At 39.4% G+C, this 22699-nt stretch carries 24 protein-coding genes and 2 pseudogenes; 2 read left to right on the forward strand and 24 right to left on the reverse strand.

What is annotated here, in order from left to right:
* Positions 1-63: 63 nt before the first annotated feature.
* From EHE19_RS15545 to EHE19_RS15585, 9 genes are all read right to left on the reverse strand, one after another.
* Positions 64-1635, reverse strand: coding sequence for a recombinase family protein (locus EHE19_RS15545; RefSeq protein ID WP_137697021.1), 1572 nt, complete (start codon positions 1633-1635; stop codon positions 64-66).
* A gap of 1 nt (position 1636) precedes the next feature.
* Positions 1637-2053, reverse strand: coding sequence for a serine integrase family protein (locus tag EHE19_RS15550; protein WP_425314291.1), 417 nt, complete (start codon positions 2051-2053; stop codon positions 1637-1639).
* A 5-nt stretch (positions 2054-2058) separates the two neighbouring features.
* Complete coding sequence (locus EHE19_RS15555) at positions 2059-3618, reverse strand: recombinase family protein (RefSeq protein ID WP_137697023.1); 1560 nt, start codon at positions 3616-3618, stop codon at positions 2059-2061.
* A 52-nt stretch (positions 3619-3670) separates the two neighbouring features.
* The gene (locus EHE19_RS15560) at positions 3671-3901 is read right to left on the reverse strand and encodes an SHOCT domain-containing protein (RefSeq protein ID WP_004103221.1); all 231 of its coding nucleotides are present in this window, start codon (positions 3899-3901) and stop codon (positions 3671-3673) included.
* Between the two features lie 130 nt (positions 3902-4031).
* The gene (locus EHE19_RS15565; protein ID WP_009052873.1) at positions 4032-4733 is read right to left on the reverse strand and encodes an N-acetylmuramoyl-L-alanine amidase; all 702 of its coding nucleotides are present in this window, start codon (positions 4731-4733) and stop codon (positions 4032-4034) included.
* Entirely contained in the window at positions 4730-5140 is a 411-nt protein-coding gene (locus tag EHE19_RS15570; RefSeq protein ID WP_004103217.1) for a phage holin family protein, read from the reverse strand. The genes EHE19_RS15565 and EHE19_RS15570 overlap by 4 nt, the downstream gene beginning before the upstream one ends.
* An 81-nt stretch (positions 5141-5221) precedes the next feature.
* Positions 5222-7693, reverse strand: a complete 2472-nt coding sequence (locus tag EHE19_RS15575) for a glycosyl hydrolase family 18 protein (protein WP_056975872.1) — start codon at positions 7691-7693, stop codon at positions 5222-5224.
* Positions 7690-8271 carry a hypothetical protein gene (locus tag EHE19_RS15580; RefSeq protein WP_009052875.1) on the reverse strand — a complete coding sequence of 194 codons (582 nt, stop codon included), beginning with the start codon at positions 8269-8271 and terminating at the stop codon, positions 7690-7692. Before EHE19_RS15580 ends, EHE19_RS15575 begins: the two co-directional genes overlap by 4 nt.
* Positions 8272-8280: 9 nt before the next feature.
* On the reverse strand, positions 8281-8475 hold the full coding sequence (locus tag EHE19_RS15585) for a hypothetical protein (protein ID WP_009052876.1): 195 nt from the start codon (positions 8473-8475) through the stop codon (positions 8281-8283).
* 147 nt (positions 8476-8622) lie between these two features.
* Between EHE19_RS15585 and istA the strand changes: the two genes are divergently transcribed.
* Positions 8623-9915: an IS21 family transposase gene (istA, locus tag EHE19_RS15590; RefSeq protein WP_190530322.1), complete on the forward strand. Its 1293-nt coding sequence runs from the start codon at positions 8623-8625 to the stop codon at positions 9913-9915.
* Positions 9908-10660: an IS21-like element helper ATPase IstB gene (gene istB, locus EHE19_RS15595; protein ID WP_190530324.1), complete on the forward strand. Its 753-nt coding sequence runs from the start codon at positions 9908-9910 to the stop codon at positions 10658-10660. The genes istA and istB overlap by 8 nt, the downstream gene beginning before the upstream one ends.
* 14 nt (positions 10661-10674) lie before the next feature.
* Here istB and EHE19_RS15600 read toward each other — a convergent pair whose 3' ends face one another.
* The 15 genes and pseudogenes from EHE19_RS15600 to EHE19_RS15660 form a co-directional block, all read right to left on the reverse strand.
* Positions 10675-13194, reverse strand: a complete 2520-nt coding sequence (locus EHE19_RS15600; protein WP_190530353.1) for a phage tail spike protein — start codon at positions 13192-13194, stop codon at positions 10675-10677.
* 4 nt (positions 13195-13198) lie between these two features.
* On the reverse strand, positions 13199-13972 hold the full coding sequence (locus EHE19_RS15605; RefSeq protein ID WP_137699213.1) for a distal tail protein Dit: 774 nt from the start codon (positions 13970-13972) through the stop codon (positions 13199-13201).
* A 13-nt stretch (positions 13973-13985) separates the two neighbouring features.
* On the reverse strand, positions 13986-15950 hold the full coding sequence (locus tag EHE19_RS15610; RefSeq protein WP_205314715.1) for a phage tail protein: 1965 nt from the start codon (positions 15948-15950) through the stop codon (positions 13986-13988).
* 85 nt (positions 15951-16035) lie between these two features.
* Positions 16036-16542: pseudogene (locus EHE19_RS20170) on the reverse strand (phage tail protein); the annotation flags it as partial.
* Between the two features lie 26 nt (positions 16543-16568).
* Positions 16569-16760, reverse strand: a pseudogene (locus EHE19_RS20075) (hypothetical protein); the annotation flags it as partial.
* Entirely contained in the window at positions 16757-17140 is a 384-nt protein-coding gene (locus EHE19_RS15615; protein ID WP_137699212.1) for a hypothetical protein, read from the reverse strand. The gene EHE19_RS15615 and the pseudogene EHE19_RS20075, both read right to left, overlap by 4 nt.
* A gap of 12 nt (positions 17141-17152) precedes the next feature.
* Positions 17153-17755: a major tail protein gene (locus tag EHE19_RS15620; RefSeq protein WP_009052881.1), complete on the reverse strand. Its 603-nt coding sequence runs from the start codon at positions 17753-17755 to the stop codon at positions 17153-17155.
* Between the two features lie 3 nt (positions 17756-17758).
* Positions 17759-18112, reverse strand: coding sequence for a hypothetical protein (locus EHE19_RS15625; protein ID WP_009052882.1), 354 nt, complete (start codon positions 18110-18112; stop codon positions 17759-17761).
* Positions 18109-18540, reverse strand: a complete 432-nt coding sequence (locus EHE19_RS15630; RefSeq protein WP_137699211.1) for an HK97-gp10 family putative phage morphogenesis protein — start codon at positions 18538-18540, stop codon at positions 18109-18111. The genes EHE19_RS15625 and EHE19_RS15630 overlap by 4 nt, the downstream gene beginning before the upstream one ends.
* Positions 18533-18868, reverse strand: a complete 336-nt coding sequence (locus EHE19_RS15635; protein WP_032507257.1) for a phage head closure protein — start codon at positions 18866-18868, stop codon at positions 18533-18535. Before EHE19_RS15635 ends, EHE19_RS15630 begins: the two co-directional genes overlap by 8 nt.
* 3 nt (positions 18869-18871) lie before the next feature.
* Positions 18872-19180, reverse strand: coding sequence for a head-tail connector protein (locus EHE19_RS15640; RefSeq protein ID WP_024400893.1), 309 nt, complete (start codon positions 19178-19180; stop codon positions 18872-18874).
* A gap of 17 nt (positions 19181-19197) precedes the next feature.
* Positions 19198-19416, reverse strand: a complete 219-nt coding sequence (locus tag EHE19_RS15645; RefSeq protein ID WP_079421837.1) for a Head fiber protein — start codon at positions 19414-19416, stop codon at positions 19198-19200.
* Positions 19417-19431: 15 nt separating this feature from the next.
* Positions 19432-20631 carry a phage major capsid protein gene (locus EHE19_RS15650; RefSeq protein WP_137699210.1) on the reverse strand — a complete coding sequence of 400 codons (1200 nt, stop codon included), beginning with the start codon at positions 20629-20631 and terminating at the stop codon, positions 19432-19434.
* Positions 20632-20643: 12 nt separating this feature from the next.
* On the reverse strand, positions 20644-21324 hold the full coding sequence (locus EHE19_RS15655) for a head maturation protease, ClpP-related (RefSeq protein ID WP_137699209.1): 681 nt from the start codon (positions 21322-21324) through the stop codon (positions 20644-20646).
* Complete coding sequence (locus EHE19_RS15660; protein ID WP_137699208.1) at positions 21321-22580, reverse strand: phage portal protein; 1260 nt, start codon at positions 22578-22580, stop codon at positions 21321-21323. Before EHE19_RS15660 ends, EHE19_RS15655 begins: the two co-directional genes overlap by 4 nt.
* Between the last annotated feature and the right edge of the window lie 119 nt (positions 22581-22699).

Below are 22699 nucleotides of genomic sequence, written 5' to 3' on the forward strand. Positions count from 1 at the left end.
AAGTTAATTACAAAAACCGCCGACCAAGATGCCACAGCCCCTTAATCGGCGGTCAAACCCATTTTATATTTCTATGTCAATTTCAACACCAGATTTAAATTCAATAGTAAGTTTATCATCATAGACCGTTATTTTCTCTATAAGCTTTTTTACTAGTTGCTCATCATACTCCTCAAGGAGGGTGGGTTGTTCATTTAGGAAATCAACCATTTCTTCTAGTCTTTGCTTAGAACCCTTTTTTCCGGCTTCTTCTGCTAAAACTTTATGCCTTTCATCCCTAAGCCTATAGATTTCATCGGCTATATCATTATAATCTTCTTTAGAATTGGCCAATCGCAAAAGATCTTTTTGTAATTCTTCGAGCCTTTTATCTATTTCATACACTAAATTATTGTCCGTTTCACTTATCACAGTTTCTATATTTTCCTTTAAGGTAATCAAAAAGTCATCTTTTTGCCCAAGTAGCTTATTAATTGCATCCACCGTAGCTAAGCCTATCATGTCCTCTTGTACAGTTCGAGAATGACAAGCTAACCCTGTATTCTCAAGCCTACTGACACATCTCCAAACAATCGATTTTTTGCCTCTGTTATTCCAATGAACTCTACGGTATATTTCACCACACTCTCCACAGAAAATAATTTGTGAAAATACATGATTTGCACTAAAGTTTCTTTTCTTTCCACTAGTACTTATATGTCCTTTACTTCTACGAACTAACTCTTCTTGAACCTGCATGAAAATTTCACGCGGGATAATAGCTTCATGACTATTCTCAACATAATATTGAGGTACGATACCGTTATTTACAACCCTCTTTTTTGTAAGAAAATCTACTGTGTAAGTTTTTTGGAGCAATGCATCACCAATATATTTTTCATTGCTTAATATCTTCCTTATGGTACTGGTATGCCACCTTTTTTTGCCCGCTCCTGTAAGTATGCCATCTGCTTCAAGTCCTTTTTTAATTTTATCCATACTGGAGCCTTCAAGATATTCTCGGTAAATTCTCTTAACTATTTCAGCCTCCTCCGGTACAATTACTAATCGCTTATTCTCATCCTTGGTATATCCTAAAAACCTAGAGCAATTGACCATTACTTCTCCTTGTTGGTATCGGTATTGATAACCAAGCTTTACATTCTGGCTTAATGACTGGCTTTCTTGTTGCGCTAAGGAAGCCATAATAGTTAGCATAATTTCACCTTTGGCATCCAGTGTATTGATATTTTCTTTTTCAAAATATACCGCAATATTTTTATCTTTTAATTTTCTGATGTAATGTAGGCAGTCTAAGGTATTCCTAGCAAACCGGCTAATTGACTTTGTAATAATCATGTCAATTTTACCGGCCATGCACTCATCAATCATACGGTTAAATTCATCACGTTTTTTTGTGTTTGTACCGCTGATACCATCATCAGCAAAGATCCCTGCAAATTCCCACTCTGAATTTTTCTTAATAAATTCAGTATAATGTTCAATCTGCACTTCGTAACTACTAGCTTGTTCATCACTGTCGGTAGAAACTCGACAATAAGCAGCAACCCGAAGTTTTGGTGTTTCATCTTCTTTTCGATTGTTGCCCATGCGTTTTATTGCAGGTATAATCATTACATTTTTACTAACTGCCATCTTACTGTCCCTCACTTTCTATTAAGCTATAAACATACTCCGCTTGTGTAAAAGGATTTGTATACTTCTGAATTACTTGTCCTATGGTAAACTTCTTAGAAATAGTAGGTTTGTCTTCTTTCTTGGGTTCAAAGATTCTACCTAGCTTTTTCGCTCTCTTTACCCTCTCTGCTTCTGCTTTTTCGTAGGTCTCTTTATCAATGATGGCAGGGTAATTATCATCACCAAGATAACGTTCATTTCTTAGCATCCTTCCAGCAGTTCCATGATAAGCATCTATTCCAGCAGTCTTTGCTGCGACCGATAAAGAAAGGCCTGATAAGTATCCCCTATTCAAACTCCTAACCTTTTCAGCTTTTTCTTCATCGATAACTGCTGTACCATTCTCTATCCTATAGCCGTAAGGCGTATGTGCCACTTTTCTCACATCCTTTCCCTTAGTGTGATTCCACATTTCAGAACGAAACCTATCTCTACCCTTGAGAAAACGATAATTTTTTCAACATAATCATTAAAAAGTTGGTCATTAAAGTCACTTAACATTTCAGCCTTATTTGTAAATTTTATTAAGTTACTGACTTCCTGCACCTTTGATAATTCTCCATTTAAAGCATGAATTAAAGCTTCTTTTTGCTCCATATAGTTATTTGCTTCCATTTGCAGTTCATTGTTTTCTCGATTAAAAAGGGCAGGTTCTAGATATCCCTTCGCCATAAGCTTTACAAGCAGTTCTCTCTGTTCCGCGTTTTTTTCAATTTGCTTCTCTAATTCCTGAATTCTTGAAAGGTTATCTGAGTTGCTCATTCCACGCAAAGCATCTAATAGTGGTTGTAGAATAAGTTTTCTGCCGAAAATCAGCTTGTTCATCATAGTAACAAATGCCGTCTTTATATCCTCATCTCGAATAAACTGCATTGAACATTCTGTTATCTGCTTTAAGTGTTTACTACAACACCAGGCTACATATTTTCTTGTGCCAGATGAATGAATTCGTCTTTTAAAGGTGCTACCACATTCCGAGCAAATAATTTTTCCGGAGAAAGAATACCGGTTTTGGTACTTATCATTACGCTTTTCTATACCCTTTTCTTTTGCCCTTTGATTTAAGGCAGCTTCTACTGCTTCAAACATTTCATGGCTGATAATTGCCTCATGGTGATTTTCTATTAAATATTTATTTTTCTCACCATAATTGGTGCGCTTATTAAATCGGGAATCTGTATAAGTTTTTTGCAGTATAGCATCCCCAGTATATTTCTCATTTTTTAATATCCCTCGAATTGTAGTAGCAGTCCAACGAGCACCTCTTTTAGTAGGTATACCCATTTGATTAAGATCATCTGCAACTTTCTGTGTACCTTTGCCCGATAATACTTCTGCGAAAATATACTTCACGATTTCTGCCTGCTCAGGGTTTACCACCATTTGACCATCAATGTTGTCATAACCAAATGGTGGGTATGAAATCTTAAAAGTTCCGTTTCGAAATCTCCTTTGAACTGCCCATTTGTTGTTTTCCGAAATGGAAATGGACTCGCTTTCTGCAAGTCCACTTAATATAGAAAGCATCAACTCACTTTCCATTGATTGGGTATTGATATTCTCTTTCTCAAAATAGATGTAAATACCCAGGTCCAACAGTTTACGAACCATCTCTAAACAATCCGTTGTGTTTCTTGCAAACCTACTAATGGACTTTGTAATAATTAAGTCAATCTTCTTGCTTTCGCAATCTGATAGCATTCTAAGAAGTTCTGACCGGTTTTCTTTTTTAGTCCCACTGATCCCCTCATCATAATACAAGCCAACATATTCCCATTCTGGGTTTGCCTTTATGTAAGTCTCATAATGGGATTTTTGTGCTTCTAGGCTCACTAACTGTTCATCACTGTCCGTAGAAACACGACAATAAGCAGCTACTCGTAATTTTGGCTTGATAATTGATGTACCCTTATTCCCGTCTATTTTTGTTATCTTTTTCATCGACTCACCTCCTTTTTGGTAGGTCACATATTACCTCTGAACGCCCAGTATATCAAGGAATATCGGGCATTATCTGTGCTAACATAGGTGAGAAAGTTTCGCGGTTTAATAGCATAATTTTGTTGAACTCTTCCTTTGAAATAAGACCCTTATCAAGCATTTGATGTAATAGCTTTTCCGCCCTATAATAATCAAATTCTCTTTGAAGAGCCTCGGCACTTAGATATTTCCTTTTTGGATTTAATAGTAGATCCTGTTTATCTGTAATTTTAGTAATCTGCATATAGGTAACCTCCATTTCTACAGGTAGACCCCTGCACCTATATGCAAAAATCCCTAATGATTCGAACCCCTAAAGGTCAAAAAAAATGACCCGAAGAGCTATTACACTCCTCAGGTCATAGGTAAAAGTGTTAATCATACTTTATAAACGCATCCGTAAAGCCAGCCTTTTTCGCTTTGGCAAGCTGGGCCTCTGCATTGGCTTTTACGGAATAAGCACCGATTTGAACGCGGTAGTATTTCTTTTTCTCTGTTTCTCCAGATTTAGCTCCTTCACTTAAGAGGCTTTTTACATCTGCACGAAATGTATCCATGCTCTTTCCATGCTTAGGAAACCAGTTTTTCGGATCACCATGATTACTTGCGATTCCTCTTTGATAGCCTTCATAATGGCCAATAATATCTTTTTCAGTTAGATTGTATAATTTGCAAAGATAAACACAAAGCTCTACCGCTTCTTTATAAACCGCATTAAAATACGAGGCATCGGTCAATCCATCCTCGCATATTTCAAAACCAATATGTGTATCATTTGCACTTCCTCCAGCATGCCACCCTCGATGGTCCCATGGTAGAGTTTGATAGGTAGCAATTGAACCATCCTTAAGTTTTCCAATGAAAGCATGGACACAAACCTGTTTTCCATCGGGCCTATCCTGATTCCAGTGATTATTGTACTGATTTACACCTAATAAACCATCATCCGGCCCAACATATCTACGAAGATAAGGATTGTTGGCACCGGTGCTATGAACCATGATACCTTTCGGTGTAATCTTTTTACCTGCCTTATAACAAGCATTTTCAGTCAGAATAAGTTTTCTTAGATTCAATATTCCTTACCTCCTTTATTATGCAACTGAACAAGGATATCTTTTAATTTTTCTGGTATTGGTAGTCCTAATCGACCAGCATTTTCTAGCATAGATACACCTTCATTGGAGCAATAGAAAAAGATGATAGCAGTCCGAAGCACGCTCCCATCTCCGATCAGATTTGTATCAATCAAATGTCCAACTCCAACTAGAATAAAAATAAGTACTTTTTTGAATATGCCCTTAAACCCTATTTCACTTGATAGTTTCTTTTCAACAATGGCACACATGACACCGGTGATATAATCAGCCACCATTAATGCCACTAATGCATATAAAAATCCATCAAAACCTCCTAAAAACCATCCTAAAAGTCCACCAAGTACAGTAAACGCAGTTTGTATCCAACTCCAAATTTCCTTCATTATTTTTACCTCCTTCATGATTGGTGCATATATAAAAAGAGTGTCTGCATTATCGCAAACACTCTTGGTTCAGTGTGTTAATTATATTTGTTTAGGTAAGGCTTCCCATAACCTCATATCCTCCTGTCCCAGAGACCATATCGCAATCCCCCTAAGCTTCCATCGATACGCTGCCTCATTTGCCCAATAGACTAGGCTATCCACGTCTTGGTAGTAAAGAATTGAGAAGCCATCAGCATCCCCGAGAAATAGGCGTGAAATCCATACATTAATGTCCTTAGGCACAATCTTTACTGAATAGTCATTTCCACAGACCAATGATAAAAGCTCTGAGTGAAAAAAATCATAATCCATGGAAATATCCTGACTTCTTGTTGAAGCTTCCTCCACATCACTGTTAACTGTAAAAACCTGAAACTCACTATCCCATGTAACACCAGTTCTTTCTAGTCTCCCATACTCCGTTCTAGTTCCATCTGGGAAGATTACATCAAATCTTTCATAAGGTTCATAAGTCCAGGCATCTCCTAATCTTATTAATTCACATAGAATACGTCCATCCGATTGAATTCCGGCATAACCACCTGAATAACCATCAAGCGACGCTGTGAATCGCAAAATACTACTTGCTCCAGAATAAACCCTTACAGAATTACTACGTATCCTCATTTCAATGGTGTACATTCTTGGATTTGAGCGAAGATCTGATGATGGAGTTTTAGAAATTTCGGTTGCATAGCTTCCGATTAGAGTAGAACCATTATATAGTTCAATACGCTGTGAATTAATATTTAAACAGCAAAAGAGTTCTCCACAAAAAATGCCAGCTCGACCACTTCCATCTGAAGGAAAAGCTAATCTCGCTCTTAAATGAACATCTGAGAAACCATTATATTTCCACGCCAACCTCCCATGTCCATCAAGCTGTGAATAAGGGCGAGTAGCTGGATCATTCTTGTTCTGCCACACCTCCCACTCTCCGCTTAATGTTGTCCAATAGCTGGATGGAAGCGGATTTTCATCTCGAAAGTCCTCATACCAAATTAGTGCTGAATCAGGCTTTCTACGAAGTACTTCCGTTGTCAATTTAAATCCTCGATCGGGCTGAACCATTAAACCGTTCACATCTTTAAACTGGCGAGGGGATAACATGAAGTCAGCCTCTCCAGCAGAAGGCTCTTCACTAAAGCTTGAACATACCCGAAATCCATAGAACTGTACTCCTGTTACTGAGGAACTAACTGTGACAGTATGAGTTCCAGCTGAAAGATATACACTCGAAGCCAAAGAGCTCCAGCAAGTTGTTCTCCAATATGGCCACCATAACCTACTCTCACTAAATACCTTATTTATTCCGTCAAGCGAAACATGGATAGTATTCTTGTCCCAAAAAGGAAAAGAAAAGCGAATAGCTACATCATAAAAACCAGCAGATTCTATTTCAAATTCGTAGGTGGCTTCACCTTCATCTCCAAGTGTAATAAATTGAGATGAAACTGATACATTACCAAAATAATTATCAGGTGTTCCACCACTACGGTCTATAAAGATTGTGCCAAATTCAGTTTTTTGTTGCTTACTATAGGCGGTCAAATATCTGCGACGACTATAGGATTCCTCAAGTAATGGGTATGTTCTTGAAACAGCATCCCAGCCTTCCATGTAGTCATACACATGTGGTAACGCCCAAGGAACCTTATCATAATCATCCCAATACGCAATGATTGGAATCATTGGTTGAGGTGGCCCGTCATCAGTAAAGTTATATCCTCCTGTCATCCAAAGCTTTGCTGCATAATAAGTGTTTGAAATCCCACGATATGTTATTCCAAGGTTCTCTGGTGTATCATGTATCCTCCAGTTCCAGCCATAGGCGGGCAATCCCAAAAATATTTTTTCAGGATTCATAACCCGAACAGCATAATCATAAATACCTTCCAACCAATCCCTCGGAGAAACCGGTCCCGGAGCAGAACCAGCCCATGCCATGCCATAACTCATAATCGCTGCCGTATCACAGTACGGATTTAAGTCTTCATAGACACACCAATTTTCGCCACCAACCGAGCCTTGTACTCCCGTCATTCCTGGTAAACAAATATTAACGAGTTTAGAAGAATCATAGGCTTTGACAGTATTATATATGTCACGAAATAGGGCATTGGCAGCATCCTTGTTCTCGTAGCCACCTCCACGTTCCAAGTCTATATCAACCCCTGCACACCATGGATACTTTTCCATAATGCGAATGATCTCAGTAAGAAATTTATCCTTCGCACCACTGGTATTATTTCTAAGGGCAGTAAAAATAGAAGCTGTACCATGATTCATAATAGTCAGTAGCCATTTGATATGAGGCCAACGGTTAATATAGGTAAGCATACTGGATATGCTTGTTCCTGTTTCTGTTATTGTCCCGGTGATATCCACTTCAAAAGTAAAAATACCCACCGTATCAATTCGATCACCATAGTCTCGTAATGCTTGATACATGCGGGTATTCCCCATGAAACTCCAGACCATACAACGCTTACCTTTTAAATAGTCAATCAAAGGCGCTCACTTCCTTCCTGCATTTCTTGAAACTCAAATAATACCCGGGCTGATTTTCTGTCTTCTAGCTTTATCACATGTTTGCTATCACCGGATGCTGTATATTGAAAAAAACCTTCCTTATCAGTTGGGTTTCCGTTCTTTAAACACTGCCTAGTTGATGCTAGTAGCGAAAAGGTATCACCTGGACTAACTGCCTCATTAAATATCACCTTGTGCGCCCCTGCTCCTTGAGACAATTGGATACTGCCTGCAGCCATATTTTGGTTGGGATAAATATGACAGTCAAGGCCAGCGGAAGTTGAACCCAGATTGAAGAGAATAATCGTCTCTCCGCTTCGAACTACTCCATTATAAAAGCGAACAGGAACAATTGTCTCATTCTCTCGATATTTTTGCAGCATGCTCTCTGTGTTAGTTGTATAACCAGTAAGGTGATTTCCTTCCTGTGCTTGAATATCAGTAAAATATACCGTACCTGTACAATCTTCAAGAAGTAAATTCACTGTTACGCTTACTACTCGTTTATCCTCTTTACAATGAATCGTCTCGGTAAATCTGGTAAATGCAACTGACATTTGCACCACCTACCCATCCAGCGTCCATTGTATTTCTGACACATGACCAACCCAGCCCGTAGCAACAGAGCCACCTTGCAAAAGCATATCCGTAAAGAATACCTCACCAGTACAATCAGTAATGAAAAGACGGATGGTAAGCGACTTTATCTTGCCAAAACCTCTCGGTGTAATAGCATGAGCTGTCTGTGAAAAATAAGCCATATCGCTACCTCCTTCCTAATAGAGATCAATAAACCTAGTTTCTGTCGAACCGTCCTCATATATAAAGTTATAATTAATAATGTACAAATAATATTAAATAAAAATGTACAAATGGTATGATTACAGGGTACAAAAGGAGGTACCCTAATGATTATCAAAAGTAGTATCATAACAGATTTAAATATTCAAACTGTCAAGGATCTTTATAAGTTAAAACCATTTATGGAGGATACAACATTGAAAGTTAATAAAAGCCAGATCGCAAGGGAACTTGATGTCGATAGGCGTACAGTTGATAAATACATTAATGGCTTTCATAAGGCCAAATCCAGAGAATGCGTGAATTGTATCACTGCTTACTATGACATTATTGCAGAGCTTCTATCTGATAACAGCCAGCAGATATTTTATTACAGAAGAGTTTTATGGCAATACCTAGTAGACAATCATTCTTATGAAGGGTCTTATGTGAATTTCTGCTACTATCTAAGAAAATATCCTGAACTAGACTCATATTTCAAAAAAAGCAGACCTTCAAACGCAAATAACGTAACCATACGTTATGAAACAGGAATGGGTCAACAAGCACAACTAGACTGGAAAGAGTCTATACGATTTACTCTTTCAACAGGTGAAATAATAGAAGTAAACATATTTGTATTATTGCTGTCATATTCACGTTTTAGAGTGTACAGGGTATCTCTATCAAAAACACAGGATATATTATTTTCATTCCTTGATGATGCGTTTAACACGTTTGGAGGTGTTCCAAGTGTGATTGTCACCGATAATATGAAAACAGTTATGGATGAGCCAAGAACAGAGTATACAGAAGGGAAAATAAATATAAAATTTAAGCAGTTTGCGGATGATTATGGTTTTAAGGTGCACCCTTGTATTGCAGGAAGACCAAGAACAAAAGCCAAAGTAGAAGCACCAATGAAACTACTTGATGAGATAAGAGCCTACAATGGAAAACTTGATTACAAGGAACTTAATGAGTTGGTCACACGAATAAATAACAGAGTAAACATGCAGGTAAATCAAGGTACAGGTCGTATTCCATTAATGTATTTCAACAAGGAAAAAGCTTTCTTAGGAAGCTTACCAGCCTATACCATAAGAAAGCCTTATCAAATAACTCCACATAAAGTAAAAGTTAATTCATCCAGCATGTTCAACCATAATGGATGCCAGTATTCTGTACCACCAGAATACGTTGGAAAAACTCTTACTTTACAAGTGTATGATGGTTACATACATGTTTATTATAACATAGAATTAATAACTATCCATACCCTTAGTAAAAAGAAACTTAATTACCTTAATGAACACTATACTGCTATAGCAAGAAAATCGCATGCATTTAAGGAAGAAAATATAAATGAGCGGGCAAAAGAAAACTTACAGGTTATAGGAGAAGTATACAGTTATGAATAACAGTACATACAAACAGTTATGCAGGAATATGGAGATTCTTGGCCTTGGGCAAATGGTAATTCATCTTGATGAAATATCTAATTTTGTGACATCCAACAATCTTTCGTTTACAGAAGGACTACTGAGACTTAGTAATTACGAAGTTGATTTTAAGGAGGCCAAAGCATCTAGATCTATGATTAAAGCAGCAGCATTTCCTTTTGTAAAGGAATTGAAAGATTATGATTTCAATTTTCAGCCGTCAGTAAATCAGCAAGAAATACAAGAACTTTGCACGCTTGGTTTTCTTGAAAGAAATGAGAATATAGTATTTCTTGGTCCAAGTGGTGTTGGAAAGACTCATCTGGCAACATCAATAGGAATAGCTGCAGCAAAGAAACGTACTAGCACATATTTTATCAAATGTCATGATTTATTGCAGCAACTAAAGAAAGCAAAACTGGAAAACAGACTTGATGTAAGACTCAGACACTTCTGCCATTACAGACTACTTATCATTGATGAACTTGGCTACTTACCCATTGATAAAGAAGATTCTAATATGTTTTTTCAGCTTATAGATATGAGATATGAGAGAAAAAGTACCATTCTTACAACAAACATGAATTTCAACGAATGGGATGGTGTATTCTATGACGCAGTTGTAGCCAATGCAATACTTGACAGGGTATTGCACCATGCACATGTAATATCTATATCTGGAAAGTCATACAGATTAAAGGATCATATGAAGCAAGGAGAATAGTTGTACATAATTATTTAATACTTTTTATACATTTTTCCTTGACAGTTTATATCATATTCAATGACAACTTCAATTCCAACTTTTCCATTTGGCCCTTTCTGTAGATTTTCCGATGCAATCTGCGCTGAAAATGTGTAACTCTTTCTACTAGCAGGATACACAGTCTGTGATAGACTTTTTGTCATTCCTAAAACTCCCTCAGCTTTAAAAGAAGCTGATCCTGATACCCCATTATTAGGGTCCACTGTAAAACCTGAACTTATCCAATAGGTTAACCCGTCATCAGCTCGTGAATTTCTTAGATGATTAAAAGGAACTAAGTCTTTTACTTCCTGACGGTCAAGAACATCAGCTGAAGATAAAATATCAGCAGCTTTATCCCAAACAGCAGATGAATCCCCCAGTTCTCTTAACGTTGTTGATAGCTCCAGCACTGTTTTCCATGGTTCTTGGAGATTATATTGTCTGCGTACCACACGAGTTTTGACAGATAAATTCAAATCTCTATCATCCACAGTTACTATATCACCTAGTTTCCATGCCTCATGCTCATATCCTGTCAACACTGATAAGTCCATTGCAGAGAGAACATATGAGATTCGTGGCTTCGCATACTGAGCTAAGCGCATATTAGCGAACTCAAGCAGCTGATAAGGGTTGCTGATTGATGAAGCATCCAGCGTTCCTACTCTAACTTCTGATGAATAGCTATAATCCTCAACATACTCTTTATTACCATTGATAGAAGCAAATGTTATACCATCTTTTCCATAAGCATAAAGGCGAGTGATTAGACTTCTAGTATCCACTACGCGCTGTATACTTTTCATGTTCTTTCTATAGCAAAATAATGCCCCACTATCAGTACCTCCAAATGTCAAGAGATGTACCAAACGATTGGCACTATCGAAAATCAAGTCGCCTCCATGAATATTCTGTATTGTTCGTAGGATAGCTAATGCATTCTTTTCTGTTGATTGCCATGTACGTTTAGTATTTACAGTTACGTTTCCTAATGACCAGCCAGTATTAAGTAAGGCATAGCGCATAGGGACTTCTGGTGTCTCTGCAACAAATTCCATGGGTTCTTTTTCAGCACTAAAAGAAAGATCATAAAATGCTGCTTCCGCATATACTTGAGTTACAACTCTTCCATCGGAGCTTTTCTCATCTGTTATAGTTCGAATACGATAAACATCATTAACAATCTGCACCTGTTTTTCATTGTCTAATGTCTCTCGCTTGGAATCATGAAATGGCAGTTTAAACTCCAGAATATCAGCGCCATTTACTTCACTTGTTACTACAATATCAAAGGCATTTTCTAACACTGCTTCCCAAGCCCCGTTAGTATCCAACACAACTGGTCTTGCAAATCCAAGTCTCTCATAAGGAGGTTTTGGTATATCATGTAGTTGTATTTCAAGAAGTTTAGGAGTTCTACTGGTGTCTTGAGTAGATAATGTAATTCGATAACGAATATATTCTCTGTTTGGAGATTGTAATTCCCCACTTGTTCCAATAGCCTGCCATTCAGTCCAACTAGACAAATCATCTGATGTAGAAGTTTCAACTAAGCTTATCGATGTTATACCTGCAATGTATTCACTTGTAACTGATACTCTACCCGTTCCAGAAAGCCCACAGGCAGCTGCTATCGAATAAAACTGGCCACTTTGTGCATAGACTCCGCTTGTTGCTTTTAGTATGACAGAACCAGGGTCCACAAGAGCATCAACATCAGCAGTGCTGTCTCCACCGTTTGCCAAAATTGAAGATTTAAAATAGAAAATAAGATCCTCCATGGTAAGCGAAGAATCTTTTTCATAGAACCAGTCATCAAATCCTCCTGCGTAATAATAGGTATTTGCATGCATCCCCATCACAATGTCCGCAACACAGGATTGATTTAAGTCTCCCGTGAATGTTCGAACTGGAGATTGCCAGACAGCCCCATCACTTCGATCGCAAAGTAAGTTCTGTACCCTTTTGCTGTTTACCTCAATGATTGATGCAATAAAGTACCACCCGTTATTCTTTAGGGGAATAGTAGGTGTTTCTGTCTGATCATATATCAGGGAGCCGGAAGAATTATACAGCATTAATCGCAACCTTCCCTGAAATAAAGAAACATAAAAAATTGGTTGGCCAGGGCCTTGTCTAGTATTGAAAATCGGGATATACGTCTGCCCCACAGAATAAGTAGTTGGGTTTATCCATCCACCAACAACAATCTTTTCACCTAAATCACTAAAAAAGCTACCATCATTGGTAGCCACTAAATGCGTCTTTTCACTTGTTGGATTAATGATATTCTGCCTAAAATATCTTCCTAATCTACCAGATGATAAGTTGGCTGATGTGCCTGACCATCCGGATACAAAGAAGTTTCTGTTATGACCAGAATCATCTGCAAGCATGTTATTGCTATCTGGTGTAGCTTCATTAAATCGCCAAAGAGCAACTGTCTTCTCGCTTACAGGAAACTCACCTGTAAAATCTGTCTGTGATGTTAAGATTGATTTAATTGCCACAAGCTCACCTCCATCTGCTTTTAGCCATAATCTTCAGCTCCGAAAAAGTTGCTCCCGCCACTGAAACTGTTATTTCATTTTCACCTTTGTGCAGTATAGGAAAGTTAAGCTCATCCAAGCCTGCAAGCCCATTTCTAAGTGTATTTCCGTTTGCATCGGTTATTTTTGCAGTTACTAATCCACTATCAATGACAAGCACTTCATCTGCTGCCAAAGCTCCAAATACTCGTAGTTCTTCGCCATTTGTCGTAATAGAAATGTAGGTGGATGATGAGCTGCTGATTATCCCCTTAAGTTGATAAACCGGTTCTGAATCCGCATTCCCAGTTAACCTTTTAATTTCATGAGCACCAACACTGGAAATCGTAAATTGTTCATCTATCAGTGCATAGGCGTGTGGATCTGGACAAATAAATTTTAATTCAAAGGCTCCAGCAGTTCTAAGTAATCTCTCACAATCTACTTGTTCAGTAAGCCGAGCATAAAAGTATCGATCGGGAATATCCTCTAATACAAACTGCTTGAGACCATTCATTGGATTAAGCCATTCTGCAATAGAATCTAAAACGCTCACTAAATCTGCAAAACTCTTTTGAGGATATACATTACAGCTGATTGTTATGATCCGCTCTGAACTATCACAACCAAAATCTGCAACTCCCGCCTTTCCTGGAACAACCTCATACGAATTTCGTAGAGCGGGCGATGCCTGCCACCTTGTAAGTTTTGCTTTTATCTTCATATTTTTTGAATTGATACCATTATAAACGAAGCCCATACATCGCCCTCCTTTATGCAGTTATAAATCTTCCTTGAGCTCGTGATCCTGTTTGCATTAAATTATATAGCTCCTGTGAAATCTTCCGAATGTCGTCCTCACTTCGAACAATCATCTGCTGTATCGTAATTAATGAACCTTCAAAAGTTCCATAGCTGCTACTAATGCCAGCTCCATTCATATTCAGATTGGAGTTGATGTCAAAATCAGTTGGGATGGCATTTTGCATATCTTGACTAACACTATTCATTGCTTTTTCAAAACCAACCCCAATACCCTCTCCAAGGTTTTCACCTATACCAGCAAATAATGTTGATGGTGAATGAATGCCAAAGAAATTTTTTATTTTATCGACAACCCCACCAAAAAAGCCTGAAATTTTATCCCAAAGCCAGGCTCCAGCATCAGAGATACCCTGCCATAATCCTTTGATTAAATTGGTTCCAATCTGAGCCATTTGCCAAATTGAACCTGTAAATCCTTTAACCAGTGCTGTAATAATTTGTGGTACAGCTTTTACAACCTCTACAATAATCGTTGGAAGGTTTTTAATCAGTGAAACTAACAACATGATCCCCGCCTGAATAATCTGAGGTATGCTACCAATAATAGCATTCACAAGAGATGACACAATCTTTGGTATAGCAGTAATAACAGTCGAAATGATCTGTGGAAGATTTTGAATCAGTGCTACTAACAATTGCACTCCGGCATCAATAAGCTGCGGGATTGAGCCCAAAATCGCTGTTATTAACCCGTCGACAATTTGCGGAATTGCTTCTACAATTACTGTGATGATTTCTGGTAAAGCTGAAATTAAAGATGTTAGAAGTTGAATACCCGCTTCAATTATTTGAGGTATTGCACCAATAATAAAATCTACTATCCCAGTAATAATGACCGGCAATGCTGCAATCAACACTGGAAGAGCATCCAAAATCCCCTGAGTTAGTCCAAGTACAAGCTGAAGTGCCGCCTCTAGGAGCATTGGTAGGTTATCCAAAAGTGCCTGCACAATTTGTATCACTGCTGATACTGCAGCTGGAATTAACTGTGGCAGTGCTTCTGCAATTCCACTGACAATAGTTCCGATCATTTGTACTCCTGCCGTAACAAGTGCCGGTAAAGTTTCAATGATTCCATTGACTAGTGTCATCAATAGTATGACAGCAGCCTCTGTTATCTTCGGTAATGCAGAGGTAAGTCCTTGAACTAGAGAAATAATTATTTGAGAAGCAATATCCACTACAATTGGCAACTGCTCAGAAATAAATTGAACTGCTTCTTCTAAGATTCCACCAAAAGCATCAATTAAGCCTTGAACACCATCTTTCTCAAAAGCTTGAGATAATTCATCAATCCAACCATTAACCATCGGAAGAACAGTTCCAGAAAGCATGGTTGTTAACCCTTCAGCAAGCTGCCCCTTTAACGAAGCAACTCCATCCTCAAGAGTTGCCATTTGCCCAGAAAAAGTTTTGGATTGTGCTTCCATTGAACCATAGAAACGCCCACCTTCTGATGTTGCTGATGCAAATGCCTCCGCAACCATGTCTGCTGAAATTGCCCCTTTTGACATTTCCTCCTTGAGTTCACCGATGGATTTTCCGGTCTTACGTGAAATTTCCTCTAATGGGTTAAAGCCTGCATTAATCATTTGCATTAGGTCTTGCCCTGTTAACTTACCGGTTGAGGACATCTGTGCAAATGCTAAAGTTAAACTTTTGAATTTTTCGGCATCCCCCTGAGATATATCACCCAACTGTTTCATTCTTATTTGAGCTTCTTCTGCAGACATTCCAAAGCTCATAAGAGTTTGGGCTGATTGAGCAAGATCTTGCATTCCAAATGGAGTAGCCGCTGCTTCCTTTTTCAGATCATTCACTAACTTTTGTGCTTTTGCCTCATCGCCCAGCATGGTAGTAAACGATGCAGTATAACTTTCCATTTGAGCGTTGTATTCAACGCCATCCTTCATCGCACCCACAAATGCTTTTCCTATTCCCAATAGCCGAGCCTAATGCTTTTACTCCACCGATTATGGCATCTGATAGCAGATTTGCTTTAAGTACATCTCCCAAAACAGAGGTTTTCTTAGTGGCATCATCCATTTCATTGCCAACATCATCAACATTATCAGCAAGTTCATCGGCTGCATCAGCAGCATCTTCCATGTTGTCAGCACTTTCATCTGTAGCATCGGAATGATCACGCAAACTCTTATTGTTATTTTCAAGTTCTCGTTCCATGCCATTGAGCTCAGCCAAAGCTTTATTTAATTGAATCTGCCAATTTTGAGTTCTACGATCATTTTCTCCGAAAGAAGTGGAGGCATTATCTAGTGCAGATCGTAGTGTCTCTATCTTTTCTTTTTGTGCATCGATCGTTTTTTCTAATATTTCATTACGCGCTGTTAAGGCTTGGATGGACTTATCATTTTTATCAAACTGGGAGCTGATTAGAGCCATCTCACTACCTAAGACTTTAAATGCCTGGTTAATATCACGAAGTGCATTTTTAAATTCCTTTTCGCCTTCCACTCCGATTTTTAAACCGAAATTATCTGCCAAGATTACCTCCTCCTTTCGTTGAAAAATCAAATCCCATAAGGAATAATGTCATCGATATAAAGTTCCCGCTTCGGTTTTGACATCCCAAGGAACTGCTTATGACACTCCCATAAATCCATAAGCAAGCCAATAGGTGTAAGCCATGTTTCCTCTTCAGTGCGATTTAAATGAACAGTTCCGTAATATAAAAGCCGGGTAAAGAGTTCATTCTCATTTACCCGGTTTGCACGTTTTTTGAGTTATCTTCAGACTCAATATTCCTTTTTGTTCCCTTGAACATAGCTTCTGTTAGAGCACTCTTATATGTCGCTAGTTCCAAAGGAGAAGTAAGAAGCTCAACTTCTTCTTGAGTAAGAAGCGGCTTTTTGTTATCTGGATTTCGCAGGTTATGAATGAGCAGGCTCTGATTGGCCATTAAAGTTATCAGCCAGACTATTTCATCCAGTGCCATTTCGAAGTTCTCAGACTTCATCAATTTTTCACCCAAATTTTCAAGGCCACCATATCTACCCGCAATTTCTTTCGTGGCTTTAGTAGTAAGAATAAGTTCATACTCCTGCCCGCCAATATTAATCATTGCACTTCGTTCTTTATCCATTTCAATTCCCCCTTACTCTCCAATTCCACTAGAAGCTGCGAATGTGGGCTCATACACTTCGTTGAACCAGCTATTAATAACCGTTGAAGTTACCCCTTCATCACCCTCGTTAACTTCCGCCTTCCATGGATGCTTACCTTGACCATCTAGCTTATTTCTTCGAAGCACTGTTCCTTCGATAGTTGGGGTTGAAAAAGTGATACTATCGCCTTTTGTCGCTAAGTTTGTTGCAGGAATTCCAAACTTCACACGATACAGCCAAAAGTATCGGTATTTACCGTTTGCTTTTTGTGCTCTGAAGCCAATCGCAACTGGAGCTCCACCATCCTCACTGGTTGAGATGAGCACATGATTGTCATCAATGGTAGCTCCTGTTAAATCTCCGGCAGCTGCTACACCTATATCATCAATACCGAGTGTAAGGGTACCGCTTTTAAATTCTTTTACAATCTCAGCAGCACCATCATCTGCATAAAGAGTTGCCTCAGCAAGCTCAACGGAAAGTTCTGCACTGATTGCTTTTGCCAGCGGTTTCGGTGTTTCATAGGTTTCATCACCGTTTATGTCTTCAGTGATTTTTGCATAATAAAGCCTATCAAGACCTATCGTAGCCATTTCTTATTCCTCCATTTCCAATTGAAATTCATATGATTTAGCCACATCTATGGCATAATGGTGATAATCGGTATCATCCTCATGTCCAATGTACCGACGGTCCGTTATAGTAAAATCCGCACCCAAAAGAGTGCGGACAATAGTGTTTTTTATAGTTGTATAATTTCCTTTTACAAATAAGGAAAGTCTAGCTTCCTGTACTTCATATCCTGGTGCATTATCAGCATGAACTTCGAATAAATCAATAAGTGGTGTAATTACAATATAAATATCAGGAGGAACACCAGAAAACCGTCCTGTCTCTACTGGAATATTGCACATATCTGCAATGAATTTGAGTTCATTTAATATACTCATAAGTTTTCTACCTCCTGCTCAAACCTTTTCTTCATAGCGTCAATACATGCTTTTCTTGACGCACTTCTTGCAGGCTTTAAAAATGGTTTTGGTGGCTGACCCGATTTTCCGTATTCGATGATATTGGCAATCTTAGCGTTACTTTCGCCGCTTCTTCGTGGCTCCTTAAAACCTATCTTCACGTTGAAATTGCCATTTCGGTCCACTTTAGCAGGAGAGAGACCCAACGAACTAATAAGCTCACCTGTAGACCGACTTTTTTCTTTTGTTCCACTACCAACTACAGCTTGCAAATTAGATCTAACCTTTTCCAAAACGATTTCCCCGCCTGACTCAAGTACCTTTGGAATAATTTCATCCGTCTTATCGCCAAGCTTTGAAAGCTTTAAAAGAAAATCCTCAGGCATTTTCACTTGTACCTTAGCCACTTGACCCCACCACCTTTTTTGCCAAGGCTTCAATATACATGCCTCGACCTTTTACATCTTCAACATTTGTAATCTCATAGCGGCCATCATTACACACAATCACCATATTGGTAGATACCTCAACATCAGGTATCTTACGAAAACGAAACAGCGCAGTTGCTTCAGAAAATGTCGCTCGGTTAGCCCACTTTTCATTTCCATGACGATCTTCCTTATAAGCACGAACGGAAGCGAGGATGGTGTCCTTAGATTTACCGAAGCCTTCACTGTCTTTCGTTCTTTCAACAGAAATGAGATCGATAAAGGTATTCATTTTTCCAAAACTCATACTCTACACCTTCCAATCCCGGTCAAGCCTGAGCAGTAAATTTACAGTGTTCCAAACCTGCTGGCCTGCCTGCACGTTATCAGCAAAAAAGCCGCCAGTGCTACCATCCCTACTTTCATAGAAGTGAGATGACAGCATAATGACGGCCTGCTCGGTAGTTGGCGGCATTGTGTTCTCATTATAATGACCTTCCGGTACATGCTGGTAACTCTCGGCATATGCGATAGCGGTGGTGATGTACATTTGAAGAAGTTCATCATCGCGATCGTGCTCAAGAATTAGATTTGCTTTAACTTTTTCTAAAAGTGTCATCACCATCACTATCCTTTCTAAGGTGTATCTCCATTCATGATTCCTGCAGTTTTCAGCTTACTGAGCAAGGCATTAAAGTCCGTCACTAGAGCTTCTACAGTTTCCGCAGTGCTTGCCGGTTGATTTTCAAGAACAGGGAGCCCAGTTACTTTGGCTCCCTCTTCAATGACAAGCTCTCCACCAATAACGGTTTTTTCTCCACCTTGTTCGGTGTAGTTCTTTGCGTTATAGCTCATCATTTACACCTCCCATTAAGCCTTCTGCTGAAGAACTTTGATGGCTTCAGGTAGAATGAGCTTTCCATCTACACGCTGGCTTGCAAGGAAACCAACCTGCCCAGTAGTTGCAAAAAGCTCGTTTAAACGTTTGAAAGAACGCCCCTGTCTGTCAGCAATCCAATAGTATCCGAAATCACCGAAAGCAATCGTCTTTGCTCCGGCTTCAATAATAGGAGCATAAGCAGAAGTGTAAACCGGACGATTCAGCAACGTATCTGGAGTACCTGCTGTTAAAGAAGGCTGCCACAGATATTGACCTTGACCGTCTTTCAGTTTACGGATTGCTTTTACTGTTGCGTCATTCATCAGGAATACCGCGTTCTTTTTGTAAGGAGCCTTTAGGGAATAAACAAGCTCGATAATCTCATCTGCCGTAATGGCAGTTGCAGACCCTGCTGTCACTCCAAGCTGTGCTCCGCCTGTTGCGTTGAAAATACCAGTAGGTTTTCCATCTCCGTCTCCAACTAAAAAAGCTTCTTCTTCCTTAGCACCGATTCTACGGGCAAATTCAGTGGAGATATAATTCTCTAGATCAAATACACTGTCATTGAGAAGTTCATCAGAAACTTTAATCATTGTACCCAGCTTGTAAGCACCGATAGATGTCTGACCGAATACAGAATCACTCTCATCAAACTCCTCACCTTCGTCAAGCCAAGCCGCTGTACCTTTGGTCACCACAACCGGGATTTTACGATCACCGCTTGAAGTCTGAATAATTTTTGCCAGTTTACGGAATACATTCTCTTCCTCAAGGGTTTGAACTAGGGTACGCTCAAATTCATCAGGAACAAGATATCCTCCCTCTGAATCAGTGCCTACAGACAAAGCATTTAGCACATCATGACGAGGATTTTTGCTACGCATTACGTTCCAGAATGCCTTTCTGTACTCATCACTGGCTCTTCCGGTCTTTGTATCCATCCCCGGAATAGCTGGCTTTTCGGTAAGAGGTGTGTTTACAGGCTTATTAAGCTCTGCTTCAAGAGCTTCTTGGCGCTCCAATCTTGCGATTTCCTTACCCAGATTAATAATATCTGCTTCCATTTTGTCGTAGGTTGCGGCATCCTCTGCGGACACAAGTCCATCACTACCACGCTTTGAATCAAGAAATGCCTTTGCTGCTTCCCATGCTTTTGCGCGCTTTTCACGCAGTTCAAGAATTTTACTCATTTTCATTTCCTCCTAATATTTCAACAAATTAAGCCGCTCATAAAGCGATTCGGCTGACTGTTTTACAACTGGTTTTTGAAGCTTATTCATTAGTGAATTGGTCACTGCTCTTCTGCTGAAGACAAAGCTATCTTGTAGTGCACTCTCTCCTGGTTTGAACATAATGTCATCTGCAAAACCAAGCTCGACTGCCTTATTGGCATTTAGCCAAGTTTCAGCATCCATCAGGTGAGATAACCTTGTTCTAGACAAACCGGTTTTAAGTTCATAAGCGTTGATGATACTTTCCTTAACTTCATCCAGCATCTGCATTGCCTTTTGCATCTCCTCGCTATCGCCAATGGCTATGGTGAAAGGATTATGGATCATCATCAGTGATGTTGGAGACATTAAAACTTCTGTACCTGCCATGGCAATGACCGAGGCGGCTGATGCTGCGATGCCATCAATCTTTATGGTGACATTGCCTTTATAATCCATCAACATGTTGTAAATCTGTGATGCTGCGATACAATCACCACCAGGTGAATTAATCCAAACTACTATGTCACCCTCGCCACTCATTAGCTCTGCTTTAAAAGCAGCAGGAGTAATATCATCATCAAACCAACTCTCCTCAGCAATTGCACCGTTTAGATAGAGGGTCCGTGACTGTGTATCTTCATCACGCACCCAATTCCAAAATTTCTTCATTCATTTTTTCCCTCCATTCCTTCTTTATTTGCGAATATGCCTGCGTCCGCAAGCTTGGTCATATTGCCATTGATTAGATATAAGTCCCCGCCAAGCTCAGGTGGGATTCGGTCAAGGTTTTCAAGCTCCCTAATATCATTGGCACTCATCCAACCATTCTGTCTCGCGGTTGCATAACCGTTCATCCGAGAGACATAATCACCTCGAAGCAGTCCATCCACATTAAACTTGGCAAAATAGAGCTTCTTTTCATCTGGTCTTAAAAGTGATCGGCTGATGGCCTGCTCCCAACGGATCACCCAAGGGTCCAAAGTGTATTTCACAAACTCCAGTGACTGTTGCTCAATATTAGAAAAGCTCGATTTTTCCAAGTCCCCAACCATATGTGGAGGTACGCGGAAAATCCGAGCGATTTCATTATTCTGAAACTTTCTTGTCTCTAAAAACTGAGCTTGTTCTGGTGAGATACCAATAGACTGATACTTCATCCCTTCCTCAAGCACTGCCACACGATGGGAGTTGCTGCTTCCTTGATAAGCCGCATTCCAGCTATCTCGCACTTTTTGTGGGTCCTTAATCGTTCCAGGATGCTCAAGCACTCCTCCAGGCGCTGCCCCATTTGCGAAAAACTTAGCTCCGTATTCCTCAGTAGCCATGGCCAGTCCCACAGCATTCTTCGCCATTGCAATCGGTGAGTAGCCTACAAGTCCATCAAAGCCAAGACCAGGGATATGCAGTACATCAGATGGATAGAGATAAACTTGGCTGTCTTTTCCGAGAGTAGGCGCATCATCTGAACTTTGGTGATACAAATAAAAAAGCCGGCCGTTTCTGTCACGGTCGACCGTCATTTTGTTAGGCATCAGCGGATATAAAGCAATGACTTCACCTTTCCCGTTTCTAATTATCTGGGAATAGGCATTTCCCCATAATAGAAGATGTGTCATTAATGTTTCCCGGAAAATGAAGGAACTCATCTCAGGGTTTGGCTCATCATGCAATAAAAAGTATAGCGGGTGATTAAGTGCTTTTTCCTTACCACCACTTGATGTGTATCTATATAGATGAAGGGGAAGCCCAGCAACAGCCTCTGCCAGTATTCTTACACAGGAATAGACCGCAGTCATTTGCATAGCTGTGTGCTCATTCACCGGTTTCCCACTAGTTGTTCCACCAAAGAAGAAACTATAGTTACTACCCGCTATCCTATCCTGTGGTTTATCACGTGCCTTGAAAATACTTTTTAGCAGTCCCATTTGCATCACCTCCTTAAAAATGGGCATAAAGAAAGCACCTACCTTATTGATAGATGCTTTACACTTTTAGTGTTTGGTTTTTATAAAGTTTGCATGTTTTTGTTTTTTTAATGTGTAAA

Origin of the sequence: Ruminiclostridium herbifermentans (genome assembly GCF_005473905.2) — a bacterium.
Lineage (GTDB): Bacteria > Bacillota > Clostridia > Acetivibrionales > DSM-1351 > Ruminiclostridium > Ruminiclostridium herbifermentans.

Bases quoted from the DNA above. Each gene is read 5' to 3' on its own strand.
- EHE19_RS15545 (WP_137697021.1), bottom strand. From the start codon at position 1,635: ATGGCAGTTAGTAAAAATGTAATGATTATACCTGCAATAAAACGCATG.
- EHE19_RS15555 (WP_137697023.1), bottom strand. From the start codon at position 3,618: ATGAAAAAGATAACAAAAATAGACGGGAATAAGGGTACATCAATTATC.
- EHE19_RS15560 (WP_004103221.1), bottom strand. From the start codon at position 3,901: ATGCAGATTACTAAAATTACAGATAAACAGGATCTACTATTAAATCCA.
- EHE19_RS15570 (WP_004103217.1), bottom strand. From the start codon at position 5,140: ATGAAGGAAATTTGGAGTTGGATACAAACTGCGTTTACTGTACTTGGT.
- EHE19_RS15580 (WP_009052875.1), bottom strand. From the start codon at position 8,271: ATGTCAGTTGCATTTACCAGATTTACCGAGACGATTCATTGTAAAGAG.
- EHE19_RS15585 (WP_009052876.1), bottom strand. From the start codon at position 8,475: ATGGCTTATTTTTCACAGACAGCTCATGCTATTACACCGAGAGGTTTT.
- istA (WP_190530322.1), top strand. From the start codon at position 8,623: ATGATTATCAAAAGTAGTATCATAACAGATTTAAATATTCAAACTGTC.
- istB (WP_190530324.1), top strand. From the start codon at position 9,908: ATGAATAACAGTACATACAAACAGTTATGCAGGAATATGGAGATTCTT.
- EHE19_RS15605 (WP_137699213.1), bottom strand. From the start codon at position 13,972: ATGGGCTTCGTTTATAATGGTATCAATTCAAAAAATATGAAGATAAAA.
- EHE19_RS15610 (WP_205314715.1), bottom strand. From the start codon at position 15,950: ATGAAGGATGGCGTTGAATACAACGCTCAAATGGAAAGTTATACTGCA.
- EHE19_RS15615 (WP_137699212.1), bottom strand. From the start codon at position 17,140: ATGGATAAAGAACGAAGTGCAATGATTAATATTGGCGGGCAGGAGTAT.
- EHE19_RS15620 (WP_009052881.1), bottom strand. From the start codon at position 17,755: ATGGCTACGATAGGTCTTGATAGGCTTTATTATGCAAAAATCACTGAA.
- EHE19_RS15625 (WP_009052882.1), bottom strand. From the start codon at position 18,112: ATGAGTATATTAAATGAACTCAAATTCATTGCAGATATGTGCAATATT.
- EHE19_RS15635 (WP_032507257.1), bottom strand. From the start codon at position 18,868: ATGAGTTTTGGAAAAATGAATACCTTTATCGATCTCATTTCTGTTGAA.
- EHE19_RS15640 (WP_024400893.1), bottom strand. From the start codon at position 19,180: ATGACACTTTTAGAAAAAGTTAAAGCAAATCTAATTCTTGAGCACGAT.
- EHE19_RS15645 (WP_079421837.1), bottom strand. From the start codon at position 19,416: ATGAGCTATAACGCAAAGAACTACACCGAACAAGGTGGAGAAAAAACC.
- EHE19_RS15650 (WP_137699210.1), bottom strand. From the start codon at position 20,631: ATGAGTAAAATTCTTGAACTGCGTGAAAAGCGCGCAAAAGCATGGGAA.
- EHE19_RS15655 (WP_137699209.1), bottom strand. From the start codon at position 21,324: ATGAAGAAATTTTGGAATTGGGTGCGTGATGAAGATACACAGTCACGG.
- EHE19_RS15660 (WP_137699208.1), bottom strand. From the start codon at position 22,580: ATGGGACTGCTAAAAAGTATTTTCAAGGCACGTGATAAACCACAGGAT.